General features: G+C 61.4%; 7 protein-coding genes. 4 read left to right on the top strand and 3 right to left on the bottom strand.

All coding sequences use genetic code 11. The features are described 5' to 3' along the window. Window positions 1–45: 45 nt before the first annotated feature. The 3 genes from GRH90_RS07425 to mdtH form a co-directional block, all read right to left on the bottom strand. Window positions 46–621 carry a lipoprotein gene (locus GRH90_RS07425; RefSeq protein ID WP_162365304.1) on the bottom strand — a complete coding sequence of 192 codons (576 nt, stop codon included), beginning with the start codon at window positions 619–621 and terminating at the stop codon, window positions 46–48. A gap of 24 nt (window positions 622–645) precedes the next feature. Further along, window positions 646–1,293, bottom strand: coding sequence for a glutaredoxin 2 (grxB, locus tag GRH90_RS07420; RefSeq protein WP_162365303.1), 648 nt, complete (start codon window positions 1,291–1,293; stop codon window positions 646–648). A gap of 104 nt (window positions 1,294–1,397) precedes the next feature. Beyond that, window positions 1,398–2,603 carry a multidrug efflux MFS transporter MdtH gene (gene mdtH, locus GRH90_RS07415; RefSeq protein WP_162365302.1) on the bottom strand — a complete coding sequence of 402 codons (1,206 nt, stop codon included), beginning with the start codon at window positions 2,601–2,603 and terminating at the stop codon, window positions 1,398–1,400. 280 nt (window positions 2,604–2,883) lie between these two features. Between mdtH and rimJ the strand changes: the two genes are divergently transcribed. From rimJ to murJ, 4 genes are all read left to right on the top strand, one after another. Beyond that, on the top strand, window positions 2,884–3,468 hold the full coding sequence (gene rimJ / locus GRH90_RS07410) for a ribosomal protein S5-alanine N-acetyltransferase (protein ID WP_162365301.1): 585 nt from the start codon (window positions 2,884–2,886) through the stop codon (window positions 3,466–3,468). A 26-nt stretch (window positions 3,469–3,494) separates the two neighbouring features. Further along, on the top strand, window positions 3,495–4,490 hold the full coding sequence (locus tag GRH90_RS07405) for a Gfo/Idh/MocA family protein (RefSeq protein WP_178113053.1): 996 nt from the start codon (window positions 3,495–3,497) through the stop codon (window positions 4,488–4,490). 416 nt (window positions 4,491–4,906) lie between these two features. Next, window positions 4,907–13,450, top strand: a complete 8,544-nt coding sequence (locus GRH90_RS07400) for a glycoside hydrolase family 94 protein (RefSeq protein ID WP_162365300.1) — start codon at window positions 4,907–4,909, stop codon at window positions 13,448–13,450. Window positions 13,451–13,658: 208 nt separating this feature from the next. After that, complete coding sequence (murJ, locus tag GRH90_RS07395; protein ID WP_162365299.1) at window positions 13,659–15,194, top strand: murein biosynthesis integral membrane protein MurJ; 1,536 nt, start codon at window positions 13,659–13,661, stop codon at window positions 15,192–15,194. The last annotated feature ends 15 nt before the right edge of the window (window positions 15,195–15,209 follow it).

Raw genomic sequence — 15,209 nt, 5'->3', positions numbered from 1 at the left:
CCCGCCATCGCCGGGCTTAATCCCGGCGTGTCGAAGGGAGCGCTTTCAGCCAAACGGGATGACCAGTTTGCCCGGCCTGACTTCCAGGCCCTGGGCCAGTTTCTTGACCATCGCCTCGTTTTTATTGCGGTTGGCATCCAATACGTATGCCGGCGTATTGTCGAAATAAGACTTCAGCGACTGGTCCAGATAAGGCGACAATGCCCGGAAGGTTGTGTCCAGGTCGGCCGGTCGCACCTGATAGTCAACCAGACGCATATCCTTCAGGTATATCGCCCCCTGCGACTTGTCATAATACGGTTGCGCCTGCAGAGTCAGTTTTGCGTCTGCCTGTTGCGATCCAAACAGCGTATCGATATTCAGGCGCGCATTACCGGATAATCTCACCTTATCCGGTTCGGCGCGGCCGATCTCGCTCGCCAGGCTGCTGACGACGATATGGGCATTGGCCAGGCCGGGAATGCCGATATTTTTGCTGAAATCGTTATGCTTTTGCAGATAAGCGTTCACGTCCTGCTCGCTTAGGGTGTATTGCGTCAAATTATTGCAACCGCTTAGCAGGCTACTTGCCAGCACGCAGCTGAAAAGCAGCCTAAGCCAGGCCAAGATAAGATTTTTCATACTGTCCTCAATTACTTACCCTGGTTATTGCGCTACGCTGGTGAGCAGGTTGACCTGAGTCTGGTTGGCCATATTATCGCGATACCCGGCCACCCGGGCCGGCCACTCCAGGCCGGCAACGATGGTCAGGGAGCGCAGCCGGGCGAACAAATGGAAATCGTCGTCCGACAGCTCGCCGTTGCAGGCGTTGGACTGCTGAATCAGCGGCTCAAGGTCGCGCAGCTGTTGGCTGACCTTTTTTACCAGCCCCGGCGTACGGGACATCAGTTCCTCAAAGCCGCCGCTGGCGGCTTCTTTTTTATTGATAAAATAGCTGCGCGCCGCCGGGGTGGCGAACTCTTCGAACCTGCCGTTAACATTACGCGGCAATACCAACGGATAGGCGGCCGCATGGTTTTCTTCAAGCCATTTGCCGATGAGCGGATTGACCGGCCCGGTCACCAGGGGGCTGGCGTAATGAGTATCGACAAAATGGACGATATCCATACTTTCCGGCATATAGCCGCCGTCGTCCTTTTGCAGGATCGGCGCCATTTTTTTCCCTACCATGCCGATGGGCGTGGCCTCGTCATCGTTAGCCAGTACCTTCAGTTCTATCGGGATATTTTTCAGACCGAAAATCATCCGCGCCTTAACACAAAACGGGCAGTGCTCATAAATGTAGAGTTTCATAATATGGTCTGTTCTCCTGGTTGAAAGCGTGCGACGCGTAATTTACAGAGCGCCGCAGGGACGTTATGTTCATTATGGGACAATAGGGGCCCGGTCACCCAATATTAGCGGCCGCTCAACATGGCCGGCTCAATCCTGCGCTGGTGGAACTGGCGGTATAACCCGAGCAGGGTCCCCAGGCCGATAACCCCCAGCATCACCCAGGGCAGGTCGGGCACATCCAGATCGTGGCCGACATCGTATAACCAGCCGCCGCCGCTATAGCCGATGGCGCCGCCGAGTGCCAGCCCGAGACGGCTGAAACCAAGATAACTGCCCCTGGCCCGGCTGTCCGCCAGCGACGCGCCGAGGGTTTCCCGCGCCGGCTCGGCGATAATCGAACCCAGGTAAAACATACCGATCAGGCAAAACAGCGTCTGCAGATTGTCGGCCATGCCGATGGGGAACAGGCTCAGCGTCATGATAAGCAGGCCCGCCATCAGCCTCAGTTCCAGGCTGAAACGCTTTTCGCTCCACCGGGCGATGGGGTAGAGCAGCGTGAGCGACAATACCGCCTCGATAGCATACATCCACTTCACCGCGGCGGGCTGCCCGGACACCTCGTTGACCCGGATGGGCAGCATCAGCATTACCTGTACCGCCAGCATATAATACCCGGTCAGCGTAAGCACGTAGGTCACGAAACGCCGATCCCTCAGTACCCGCCGCATGCCGTCGCGCATAGGGGCGCGCACCGACGAGATGCGATATGCCGGCAGCCACCAGGCGTTGAATATCGCCGCCAGGATAAACATCAGCGCGCCCGCCCAGCAGACCAGATGGAAGTCGTATTTCAGCAGCCAACTGCCGATAAGCGCGCCGATAACCGAACAGGCGCTGTCCTGCATCATTAGCAGGGAAAAGAACCTGCCGCGCTCATGGGGCCGGATCAGCTTGACCACCAGCGCGGTGCGGGGCGGATCGAACAGCGTGCCGCCAAGACCGGACAGCAGGCAGGAAAGCCACAGTATCCAGGGTTGATCGGCGACCGCCATCAGGGCGAAGCCCAGTGCGCGCAGCAGCATGCCGGAAATGATCATCGGCTTGGCGCCCAGGCGATCGGCGATGGCGCCGCCAAAAATCCCCAGGCCCTGCTGGACAAGCTGCCGCAGTCCCAGCGCGATGCCGACCAGCAGCGCGGCCCAGCCCAACTGGTCGACAAACCTGATGGAAATGAGCGGGAATACCACAAAAAAGCCCAGGACCACCAGCATGTTATCCATGAGAAGAAAATACTTACCCAAGCTCCGAGCTTGCGATACCGATGACATGCTTCACCACAAACAAAAAAGACATTTTACGAGGATGCTTATTCTGAACGTAATACGCCGATAACGATAGCCCGCAGCGGATGATAATTTTCTATCGAAAAATAGTAATAGAAACGCTAATTTATAAGAGGGATCATCTTCTCGTGCGTTAACACGGTAAAAGTGACGACGATAAATTGTACTATGGTGAAATCACCGGGTGAGGGTTACCGACGCGCTTCTGGCCGGGCGCCTCACACCAACGGAAAAACTGTGTAATAGCCCGGACAGCGGAGGGAAGATGTTTGGCTATCGATCGGCGTCGCCAAAAGTGCGACTGGTTACCACCAGACTGGTGGTGCGTTTGGTCCATGAACGCGATGCTTACCGCCTGGCGGAGTACTATGCCGGCAACCAGGCCTATCTCAAGCCCTGGGAGCCGGTGCGTGACGAAAGCCACTGCTTCCCCTCGGGCTGGCAGGCCCGGCTGGGATTGATTACCGAAATGCACCGGCAGGGCACCGCCTACTATTTTATCCTGCTCGATCCCGAGGAGAACGAGGTCTACGGCGTGGCCAATTTCAGCAACGTGCTGCGCGGCTCGTTCCATGCCTGTTTCCTCGGGTATTCCCTGGGCGAAAAATGGCAAGGGCAGGGATTGATGTATGAAGCCCTGCAGTCCGCTATCCGCTATATGCAGCGCCATCAGCAAATGCACCGCATTATGGCCAACTATATGCCGCACAACCAGCGCAGCGGCAATCTGCTTACCCGCCTGGGATTCGAGCGGGAAGGGTATGCCAAGGATTATCTGCTGATAGACGGCCAGTGGCGCGATCATATACTGACGGCGCTCACCTACACCGACTGGAAACCCGGCCGGTAAGCACTTTTCATTGGGGCACTTACATTATGACATTGCGTATCGGGATTGTCGGCTTGGGCGGCATCGCGCAAAAGGTCTACCTGCCGCTGTTATGCCAGGCGCGGGACTGGGACGTGGCCGGGGCGTTTTCCCCCAATCAGGACAAGGCGCGCGCGCTGTGCGCGGCCTACCGCATCGACAGTTTCGCCAGCCTGGATGCGCTGGCGCAGCGCTGCGACGCGGTTTTTGTCCATACCAGCACCGCGACCCACTTTGCCGTGGTGAGCCACCTGCTGGAGCGGGGGGTGCATGTTTATGTGGATAAGCCGCTGGCCGGGACGCTGGAACAGGCGGAACGGCTGGTCACCCTGGCGGCCCGTAAACGACGGGCGCTGATGGTTGGGTTCAACCGCCGTTTCGCGCCGCTTTACCTCAGGCTGAAACAGCAGATGCGGCAGCCCGCCTCGATCCGTATGGATAAACACCGCCTGGACAGCGTTGGTCCCGGCGATATGCGTTTCACGCTGCTTGACGACTATCTGCATGTGGTGGATACCGCGCTGTGGCTGGCGGAAAGTGAGGACACTCCGCCGGCTAACGCAGGCGCAACGCCAGCGGCGCTTTCCGCGCTACCTGCGGCGGCGCTTTCCTCGCCGCCCGCCGGCGCGCCGCAGCTGACCGGCGGCACCCTGCAGGGCAATGCCGCCGGCCAGATGCTGTACGCCGAGCACCATTTTATGCACCGCGGCTGCGCCGTCACCACCAGTATGCATCGCCAGGCCGGCAGCCAGGGTGAAACGGTGAGCGCGGTCACCGCGGGCGCGCTGTACCGCATCGAGGAGATGCGCCTGTGGCGCAGCGAAAGCCAGGGAGTCATCAGCGAGCTGCCGGTTCCCGCCTGGCAAACTGTCCTGACCCAACGCGGTTTTACCGGCGCGGTGGCGCATTTTATCGATGCGGTGGCGAACCAAACCCAACCTGAAACCAGCGGCGAACAGGCGCTAAGGGCGCAGGCCCTGGTGGAGCGCCTGACGGACCTCTGACCCTCTTTATGTTTTTCACCTTTGCCCGTGCCCAGACGGGTCGGTTGCCCCTTTTTTACCCGCCTGCATGACGGCGCAGGCAACTTTGCATCGGCGCATTGGCGCGATCCGGGTTTATGGTCCATAGTCAGAGAACCCGATATCGGCGCGCTGCCCGCGGCGGCGCGCCGGGGGGCGTTTAACGCGTCCCCACATGAGTTCCTACATATCTAGTCAGCCCTCTGGGCATGTCATTCCAGGCGCTAAACAAAGCGCCTCTTTCCAGGGTTAGTATCGCCGCCATCGCAGAGCGGAGTTTGCTGCGGTCTGAGTCATTGACGGCGGTCAGTGTCGGCGCGTTATCGACATAATGTTGCATTTTGCACCTATAACATTTCGTGATGCCTGTGGCATGAAGCCGCAGGTTTAAGGTCGCTATGAAAAAATTGCTCGCTGGGATCTACCGTTTTCGTGAAGCCTCGTCGCCGTGGAACGATCCTTCCCCGGTCAGGAAAGAACTTTTTGGCGTCGAACGCCTGGAACAGCATGCCGAAAGCCTGGCGACGGCCCAGACCGTCACCGATAACCCGCCGAGGGTCTCACCTTTGCGCCAGCGGCTGAATGATAACGCCGCGGTATTGCTGGCGGCCTATCGCGCCAGCGCCCTTGAGCTGGAGAAGGGCCATACCGTGGTGCCGGCCGCCGAATGGCTGTTGGACAACTATCATTTGGTCGAAGCGCAAATCCGTGAAATCCGCGAAGATTTGCCGCCCAGCTTCTACCGCCTGTTGCCGAAACTGGCCCAGGGACCTTTTGCCGGTTATCCCCGGGTTTTCGGCGTGGCCTGGGCCTTTATCGCCCATACCGACAGCCATTTCGATCCGGAAAATCTCAAGCGCTTTATCGCCGCCTACCAGCGGGTGCAGCCCCTCACCATCGGTGAGCTGTGGGCGGTGGCCATTACCCTGCGTATCGTGTTAATCGAGAACCTGCGGCGACTGGCGGATCAGATGAGCGAAGGTCGCAAAGCCCGCCAGGAGGCCGAGGAACTGGCCAACAAGCTGTTGGCCAAGGGCAATGCCCAGGCGGCGATGGAAGCGGCGCATTTATCCCGCTACGTCTCGCCGCTTAATGAACATTTTGCCGCGCAGCTGGCGAAACGCCTGCGCAACCAGGATCCCCGCACCACGCCGTCCCTGGCCTGGCTGGAAGACCGGCTCAGCCAACAGGACAGCTCCATTGAGCTGATTGTGCAAAATGCCCAACAGCGCCTGGGCGCCTCCAACGTCACGGTACGCAACATTATCACCAGCATGCGCCTGATCTCGGATATTGATTGGGCGACCCTGTTTGAAAGCGTCAGCCTGGTGGATGAACATTTAAGCCAGTACAGCGCGTTTAACGAGATGAACTTTACCACCCGCAATCTTTATCGCAGCGCCATCGAGCAACTGTCCCGCGGATCGTCGTACAGTGAGCTGGATATCGCCCGGAGGGCGCTGGACGCCGCGCGCGATGCCGCCGCCGGCCAGACCGACCCCCTCGAAGCCGCCCGCGTCGGCGATCCTGGTTATCACCTGATTGCCGGCGGCCGTCGGCGGCTGGAGCGGGCCATCGATTTTAAACCGCCCTGGCGCTTGCGCATCAGCCGGTTGGCCATTGAACCCGGTATTGCCGGCTATGCCGGGGCCATCATCTTGTTCAGCCTGCTGCTGGCCGCCTGGGCTGGGCGCCTGTTGGTGTTGTCCGGTATCGGCGCCGGCGCGCTGGCGATATTCCTGATCCTGGCGCTGCCCGCCCTGAGCGATGCCGCCAGCGCGCTGGTCAACCGGCTGGTTAACTGGCGGCTCGGCGCATCGCCCCTGGCCGGGCTGGCGTTAACCGACGGCGTGCCGACGGCGTTGCGCACCATGATCGTGGTGCCGGTGCTGTTGACCGACCAGCAGGAGATCAACGAGCAAATCGAGCGGCTGGAAGTGCACTATCTGGCCAGCGGCGAGGGGGATCTGACTTTTGCCCTGCTCTCCGACAGCCTGGATGCGCCGCAGGAAACGTTGCCCGGCGACGCTGAACTGATCGCCTGCGCCCGGGAGGGCATCGCCCGACTAAATCAACGCCACGGAGCGGGACCCGCCGGCGCCCGGTTTCTGCTATTGCACCGCCGCCGCCTGTTTAACGAGCGCGAATCCTGCTGGATGGGCTGGGAACGCAAGCGCGGCAAACTGCACGAATTGAATCGTCTGCTGCGCGGCGCGCGCGATACCAGCTTCCTGCCGGGCAGCCGCGTGCCGGAAGGGGTGCGTTATGTCATAACCCTGGACGCCGATACCCGGCTGCCGCGTGAAACCACGCTGCTGCTGGTGGGCAAAATGGCCCATCCGCTTAACCGGCCGAAATTCGACGCCGTGCGCAAGCGTATCGTCAGCGGCTACGGCATCCTGCAGCCCCGCATTACCCCGTCTTTACCCTTGGGCACCGACGGGTCGGTCTACCAGCGCGTATTCTCCGGGCCAGGCGGCATGGATCCTTATGCCGCGGCGGTTTCGGATGTTTATCAGGATTTGTTCGGCGAAGGCTCCTATACCGGTAAGGGCATTTATGATGTCGATGCCTTCGACGCCGCTCTTGACGCGCGTATTCCGGAAAATACCCTGCTCAGCCACGACCTGTTCGAGGGCATTTATGCCCGCGCCGGCCTGGCCTCCGATGTGGAACTGGTGGAAGACTCTCCCGCGCGCTATGACGTGGTGGCCAAAAGACAGCACCGCTGGACGCGCGGCGACTGGCAGTTATTGCCCTGGATATTCAACGGTCGCGACGGCCTGAGCCCGGTTCCCGCCGTCGGACGCTGGAAGATGATCGACAATCTGCGCCGATCGCTGCTCGCGCCGCTCAGCCTGCTGGCTTTCGGCTGGAGTTGGCTGCTGCCCCCGGAAACCGCCGCGTTGGGGACGGTGATCCTTATCGCCGCTATCGCCGTGCCGTCCTTGCTTCCGATTGTCTGCGATTTATTGCCGCGCCGGCGCCGCATCCCGTTGCGTACGCATTTACGTAACGTCGCCGTCGATTTGCGCTACGCATTGCTGCGCATCCTGATGCAGGTGGTTTTTTTAGCCGATAACGCCTGGACTATGCTGGACGCCATTGCGCGTTCCTTATCACGGGTATTTTTCAGCCATCGCAAGCTGCTTGAATGGACCACCTCGGCCCAGACCGGCGGCAGCCCGCGCCTTGGGCTGCGGGGATTCTACCGGCAAATGTTCGCCGGCATCCTGCTGGGCCTGGTGATAACGGCCGCCACACTGTTCCTGGCACCGTGGAACTGGCCGTTGGCCGGCGTGTTTGCGCTATTATGGCTGCTGTCGCCCCTGATGGCGTTATGGGCCAGCCGGGAGCCGGTGATAGCGCCGCAGGCGACGCTGACAGCCAAGGAAACCCAGGCGCTGCGCCTGATCGCCCGCCGGACCTGGCGATTTTTTGAAACCTTTGTTACGCCGGTGGACAATATGCTGCCGCCGGATAACTTTCAGGAAGAACCCCGGCCGGTGGTCGCCCACCGCACGTCGCCCACCAATATCGGGCTGTATTTATTATCCACCGTGTCGGCCCGTGATTTCGGCTGGGCCTCCACCGGGGCGACGCTCGCGCGGCTTGAGGCGACCTTTGCGTCGCTGGACAAGCTGCAGCGTTATCGCGGCCACTTTTTCAACTGGTATGAAACCCGCAACCTGGAAGCCCTGGCCCCGGCCTATGTGTCGTCGGTGGACAGCGGCAACCTGGCCGGCCACCTGATAGCCCTGGCCAATGCCTGCGAAGAATGGCGCTGCGCGCCCGTATCGCCGGAATGGCGGGCCGGCGCGGTGGATCAGGTGTTATTGATTCGCCAGGCGTTAAAAAAAGCGCCGGAAATAGACGACCTGCCGCTGGAGGCGCTGCTTGACGAGATCGCCCGCCAGCTGGAGCAGGGGCAGCCGGATCACAGCCTGCTGCCGACGCTCGCCACGCTTACGGACGAGGCGTACGGCTTGATGCGCGATCTCGACGTCTCCCCCGAGGAAGAACCCGCCGATGACGCCGCGTCCGAGGGCGCGGCGGATCCGACGCTGATGTTCTGGCTTGAGGCATTGAAACAGAGTATCGCCGATATCAATGCCGATCGCCTGCTGCCGGTGGATATCTATAATGAACGCCTGCAAGGGCTGGCCGACCACGCGCGGGAATTGGCGCTGGGCATGGATTTCCGCTTCCTGGTCGACGGCGAGCGCAAGTTACTGTCGATCGGCTACTCCTTTACCGACAACCAGCTCGACAGCGGCTGTTATGACCTGCTGGCGTCCGAAGCCAGGCTGGCCAGCCTGTTTGCCATCGCCAAAGGGGATATTCCCACCCGGCACTGGTTCCGCCTCAGCCGTGCCGCCATCCGGTCCGGCAAGGGAGCAGCGCTGATCTCCTGGTCGGGATCGATGTTTGAATACCTGATGCCGTCCCTGGTCATGCGCGCGGCGGCCGGCACGCTGCTGGAACAGACCAACCGGGTGGTGGTGGCCCATCAGCAGACCTACGGCCGCATGCTTAAGATTCCCTGGGGCGTGTCCGAGTCCGCCTACAATGCCCGCGATTTGGATTTTACCTATCAATATTCCAATTTCGGCGTGCCGGGACTGGGGCTGCAGCGCGGCCTGGCGCAAAACCAGGTGATTGCGCCTTATGCCACCGGACTGGCGTCGATGGTGGACGGGCGCGGCGCGATGCTCAACTATCGCCGCCTGGCGGAGATGGGCGCGCGCGGCGACTATGGTTTTTACGAGGCGCTGGACTTTACGTCCGCCAGGCTGCCGGATAACCAGAAGGTGGCTATCGTGCGCAGCTATATGGCGCATCATCAGGGCATGACGATTGTCGCGCTGAACAACACTTTGCTCGATGGGGTCATGCGCGCGCGTTTTCACCGTGAACCGATGATCCAGGCCAGCGAACTGTTATTGCAGGAACGGATGCCAAGGGAAGTGGCGCTGACCAAACCGCATGCCGAAGAAGTGAAAAAAGCGGTGGCGAAATCAGGCCACGAATATCTCACGCAGCGCCGTTTTTCGGCGTTGCCCGCCGGCGCGCCGGTTACCCATCTGGTTTCCAACGGCCATTACGCGGTCATGCTGACCGTGTCCGGCGGCGGCTATAGCCGCTGGGGCAATATTGCCATTACCCGCTGGCGCGAAGATGTCACCCGCGACGACAGCCGTTCGTTTATCCGCTTTCGCGATCTGCGCAGCGGCAAGGTGTGGTCGGCCGGGCTGCAAACCCAGGGGACGGATTCGCAAAGCGAACGCCGCATTCGGGCGTTGAAAGGCAAGTCGTTCAACCAGGTCATCTTCAGCGAGGATGACGCTACCTTTATCCATCATGATCGGACGCTGACCACCACGCTTAACGTCCTGGTGTCCGGCGAGGATGACGGCGAGGTCCGGCGTGTGATGTTAACCAACAGCGGCCGTCGCACCCGCGAGGTTGAACTGACCTCCTATGCGGAGATTGTGCTGGCGCCGGCCAATACCGATATCGCCCATCCGGCGTTCGCCAAAATGTTTGTGCAGACCCGTTATTTGCCGGAATTTACCGCGCTGATTGCCACCCGCAGGACCCGTACCCCGCAGGAGCCGCACGTTTGGGCGGCGCATTTGTCCATTGTGGAAGGCGAAAGCCTCGCCGATGCCCAGTATGAAACCGATCGGGCGCGGTTTATCGGCCGTGGGGCTTCCCCTACCCACGCGGACGCGGTGCTTGGCCGGCAGCCGCTGTCCAATACCGTCGGCACGGTACTGGACCCGATTTTCTCGCTCCGGCGACAGGTGCGCATTCCGGCCGGCACCTCGGTCAGGGTCACCTACTGGACGCTGGTGGCGTCCACTGAAGAGGCGCTGATGGCGCTGATCGACAAGCATCACGATCGCAGCGCGTATAAGCGGGCGAAGACCCTGGCCTGGACCCAGGCCCAGGTACAGTTGCGCCATCTGGATATCAATGCCGAGGAAGCGGCCGACTTCCAGCGGCTGGCCGCGCCGCTGTTATATGCCGACTCCCGTTTCCGCGCGCCTTCCGCCACCATTATCCGCGGCTCCGGCGTCCAGTCCGGCCTGTGGCCGTTGTCGATCTCCGGTGATTTGCCGATTGTCCTGCTGCGCATCGACGATATCCAGGATATTGCCCAGGTGAAACAGTTGCTGCGCGCGCATGAATACTGGCATATGAAGCTGCTCAGCGTCGACGTGGTGATCATCAATGAGCATTCGTCGTCTTATTTGCAGGATTTGCAGATCGCCATCGAAACGGCGGTACGCAGCAGCCAGTCCCACCCACGGTACACCGGCGATTCCTCGCGCGGCGGCGTCTATACCCTGCGCGCGGATCTGATGACCCAGGAGGCGCGCATGCTGCTGCAATCGGTGGCGCGGGTGGCGCTGCTGGCGCGGCGCGGCAGTATCGGCACCCAGCTGGCCTCGCTGGAGCTGCCGCCGGTATCCCTGCTGCCGCAGCGCAAGATGCGCCTGCCGACCCCCGGCCCGTTGCCGATACCCTCGGGTCTGGTGTTTTTTAACGGCACCGGCGGTTTTGGCCAGCGGGGACGCGAGTATGTCACCGTGATCGATGCGGATACCTGCCCGCCGGCGCCCTGGATCAACGTAATCGCCAATCCGGACTTCGGTTTCCAGGTGTCGGCCCGCGGCAGTGGTTATACCTGGGCGCAAAACAGCCGGGAAAACCAGCTGACCCCTTGGCTGAACGATGCGGTGGCGGACAGCGGCGGTGAAGCTATCTATATCCGCAACGATATTACCGGCGCCTTGTGGAGCCCGACGTTCCACCCGATAAACGATGGCGGCCGCTACCTGGCCCACCACGGTTTCGGTTATTCGCGTTTCGAGCATAATACCCTGGAGGCGGCGGTGGAGCTGCTGCAGTATGTACCGCTGGCGGACTCGGTCAAGATCTCCCGCCTGACCATACGCAACCTGAGCGATCAAACGCTGCACCTGTCCGTTTCGGCCTATGTCGAGTGGGTGCTGGGCACCTCGCGCAGCGCGTCCGGTCCCTATATCATCAGCGAACACGATGAAAGCACGGGCGCGGTGCTGGCGCGAAATTCCTGGGGAACGGCGTTCCAGGGACGGGTGGCGTTTGCCGACCTCGACGGTCGCCAGGATGCCTTCAGTACCGATCGCAGCGAATTTCTCGGCCGCAACGGCGCCATGGACGCGCCCGCCGCGCTGGTCAACGGCGGCCGTCTGAGCGGCGCCTGCGGCGCCGGCTACGATCCTTGTACCGTATTGCAGACCCATATCGAGGTGGGGGTAAACCAGAGTATCGAAGTGGTGTGGTTTATCGGCCAGAGCGACTCGGCCGAAGGCGCCCGCCGCTTAATCGAAAACTACCGGGCCGCCGATCTGAACGCGGTGCTGGCGGAGGTAACCCAACACTGGCAACAGCGGCTGGGGGCGGTACAGGTCACCACGCCCGATCCGGCCATGGATATCATGCTTAACGGCTGGCTGCTGTATCAAACCCAGGCCTGTCGTATCCAGGCGCGCTCCGGCTTCTACCAGGCCAGCGGCGCCTATGGCTTTCGCGATCAGCTGCAGGACGGCATGGCGCTGACCTTCGCGCAGCCGCAGCAGACGCGCGGCCATTTGCTGCGCGCCGCCGGACGGCAGTTTATGGAAGGCGACGTGCAGCACTGGTGGCTGCCTCATTCGGGCCAGGGCGTGCGCACCCGCATCTCCGATGACCGGGTATGGCTGTCGTTTGCCGTCGCCAGCTATATTAACTGTAGTCATGATGAGACGGTGCTGGACGAAGTGCTGCCCTATCTGGAAGGCCCCCGCCTGGCGGAGGGCGAGCACGACGCCTTTTTCCAGCCGATGGTGGCCGCCGAGAGCGCGACGCTCTATCAGCATTGCGTTCAGGCCATGGAGCAATGCCTGCAGCTTACCGGCGCGCACGGCCTGCCCCTGATGGGCACCGGCGACTGGAACGACGGCATGAACCGGGTCGGTGAAGGCGGCAAGGGCGAAAGCGTCTGGCTGGGCTGGCTGCTGATCCGCACCCTGACCCTGTTTATGCCCTGGGTCTCGGCCCGCGAGCCCGAACGGGCCGCGCGCTGGCGGGCGCATAAGGAATCCGTGGGCCGGTCGATTGAGCGCCACGCCTGGGACGGCGAGTGGTACCGGCGGGCAACCTTTGACGACGGCACCTGGCTTGGCAGCAAAGATAACGATGAGTGCCGGATTGACTCCATTGCCCAGACCTGGGCGGTGCTTTCCGGCGCGGCCGACGGCAAACGCGCCGCGCTTGCCATGGCGTCGCTGGAGAAATGGTTAATCCGCCGCGAGGACAAGCTGGCGCTGCTGTTCACGCCGCCGTTTGATAAAACCACCCACGATCCGGGTTATATCAAAGGCTATCCGCCGGGATTGCGCGAAAACGGCGGACAGTATACCCATGCGGCCATGTGGGCGATCCTGGCGTTCGTCGGGTTGGAGCAGGGTGACAAGGCGCACGAACTGTTTGCGCTGCTCAATCCTGTCAATCATGCCCGCACGCCGGAGCAGGTGGCGCGTTATAAGGTCGAACCCTATGTTATCGCCGCCGACGTGTATTCCGTGGCTCCCCATGTTGGGCGCGGCGGCTGGACCTGGTACACCGGGTCGGCCGGCTGGATGTACCGCGCCGGCGTGGAGGGGATCCTCGGCATTCGCCGGGAAGGGGCGACGCTGATTGTCGATCCGTGCCTGCCCTCCGGCTGGCCGGGCTTTGACGCCGAAGTTCTGGTGCTGGACACCCGCTTCACCATCGAGGTGACCAACAGCGGCCTGTACCCGCGCGGCGTAAGCGAAGCGTTGCTGGATGACGCGCCGCTGACGGTGACCGGCAGGCAGGCGCGTACGGCGCTCGATGGCGGAACGCATCATCTGGTGCTGAAGCTATAACGCCGCGCGTGCCCGGCGACGGTACTGGAATATTTTCGGCTGGCCGTCCCGGGCTGTCAGGGCGGGGTGCTTACGCCGCGTAACAACTCGCAGTAGCGATTTCCTGAAGTCAGGGTAGACTAGGCGCACCACAAAAGGATAAGGATGTCGGCGGGGCTGTTTTATGCCACCAACCGCGGCATCCGGGCGCGGTAGAAAAAATAACACCATGAATTTATTGAAATCACTGGCTGCCGTCAGTTCCATGACCATGTTCTCGCGGGTGCTGGGTTTTGCCCGCGATGCGATTGTTGCCCGCATTTTCGGCGCCGGCATGGCGACGGATGCGTTTTTTGTCGCCTTTAAACTGCCCAACCTGCTGCGGCGTATTTTTGCCGAGGGCGCGTTTTCGCAGGCATTCGTGCCGATTCTGGCCGAATATAAAACCCAGCAGGGCGAGGAAGCCACCCGTACCTTTATTGCCTATATCTCCGGTCTGCTGACCCTGGCGCTGGCCTTGGTCACCCTGGCCGGCATGCTGGCCGCGCCGTGGGTTATCATGGTTACCGCGCCGGGATTCACCGATACGCCGGATAAATTTATCCTGACCTCGTCGCTGCTGCGCATTACCTTTCCTTATATCCTGCTGATTTCACTGGCGTCGCTGGTGGGCGCCATCCTCAATACCTGGAACCGTTTCTCGGTGCCGGCGTTTGCCCCGACGTTGCTTAACGTCAGCATGATCGGGTTTGCGCTGTTCGCCGCGCCGCATTTCCATCCGCCGGTGCTGGCCCTGGCCTGGGCGGTGGTGGTCGGCGGCGTGCTGCAACTGGGGTACCAACTGCCGCATCTGAAAAAAATCGGCATGCTGGTGATGCCGCGCATCCAGTTCAAGGATGCGGGCGTCTGGCGCGTGCTGCGCCTGATGGGGCCGGCGATCCTCGGGGTATCCGTCAGCCAGATTTCGCTGATCATCAACACCATTTTTGCCTCGTTCCTGGTCTCTGGCTCGGTATCATGGATGTATTACGCCGATCGCCTGATGGAGTTTCCCTCCGGCGTGCTGGGCGTGGCGTTGGGCACTATTTTGCTGCCGTCGCTGGCCAGGAGCTTTTCCAGCGGCAACCATGAGGAGTACTCCCGCCTGATGGACTGGGGGCTGCGGCTGTGTTTTGTGCTGGCGTTGCCGAGCGCCGTGGCGCTGGGCATCCTGGCCAAACCGCTTACCGTATCGCTGTTCCAGTACGGGCGGTTTTCCGCCTTTGACGCGGCCATGACGCAGCGGGCATTGATGGCCTACTCGGTGGGCCTGATAGGCCTTATCATGGTGAAGGTGCTGGCGCCGGGGTTTTATTCACGCCAGGATATCAAGACGCCGGTCAAGGTGGCGATAGTGACGCTTATCATAACGCAGCTGATGAACCTGGTGTTTATCGGTCCGCTCAAGCATGCCGGGCTGTCGCTGTCGATCGGCCTGGCCGCCTGCCTGAACGCCGGATTGCTTTATTGGCAATTGCGTAAGAAAAACATGTTCCAGCCGCAGCCGGGATGGCTGCCGTTCATGGTGCGACTGATTATCGCGGTGGCGGTGATGGCGGCGGCGCTGCTGGGCATGCTGTGGGTAATGCCCGACTGGGCGCAGGGCAGTATGTTGGCGCGCCTGCTGCGCCTCGCGCTGGTGGTGGCCGTGGGCGTGGTGGCCTATTTCACCACCCTGGCGGCGCTGGGATTTCGTATCAGGGATTTTGCCCGTTCGGTCAGCTAATAAAAAACCGCGCGC

This window comes from Acerihabitans arboris (genome assembly GCF_010131535.1).
GTDB lineage: Bacteria > Pseudomonadota > Gammaproteobacteria > Enterobacterales > Enterobacteriaceae > Acerihabitans > Acerihabitans arboris.
The sequence above is the reverse complement of the archived record's forward strand: the minus strand, read 5'-3'. Positions and strand labels throughout refer to the sequence as shown.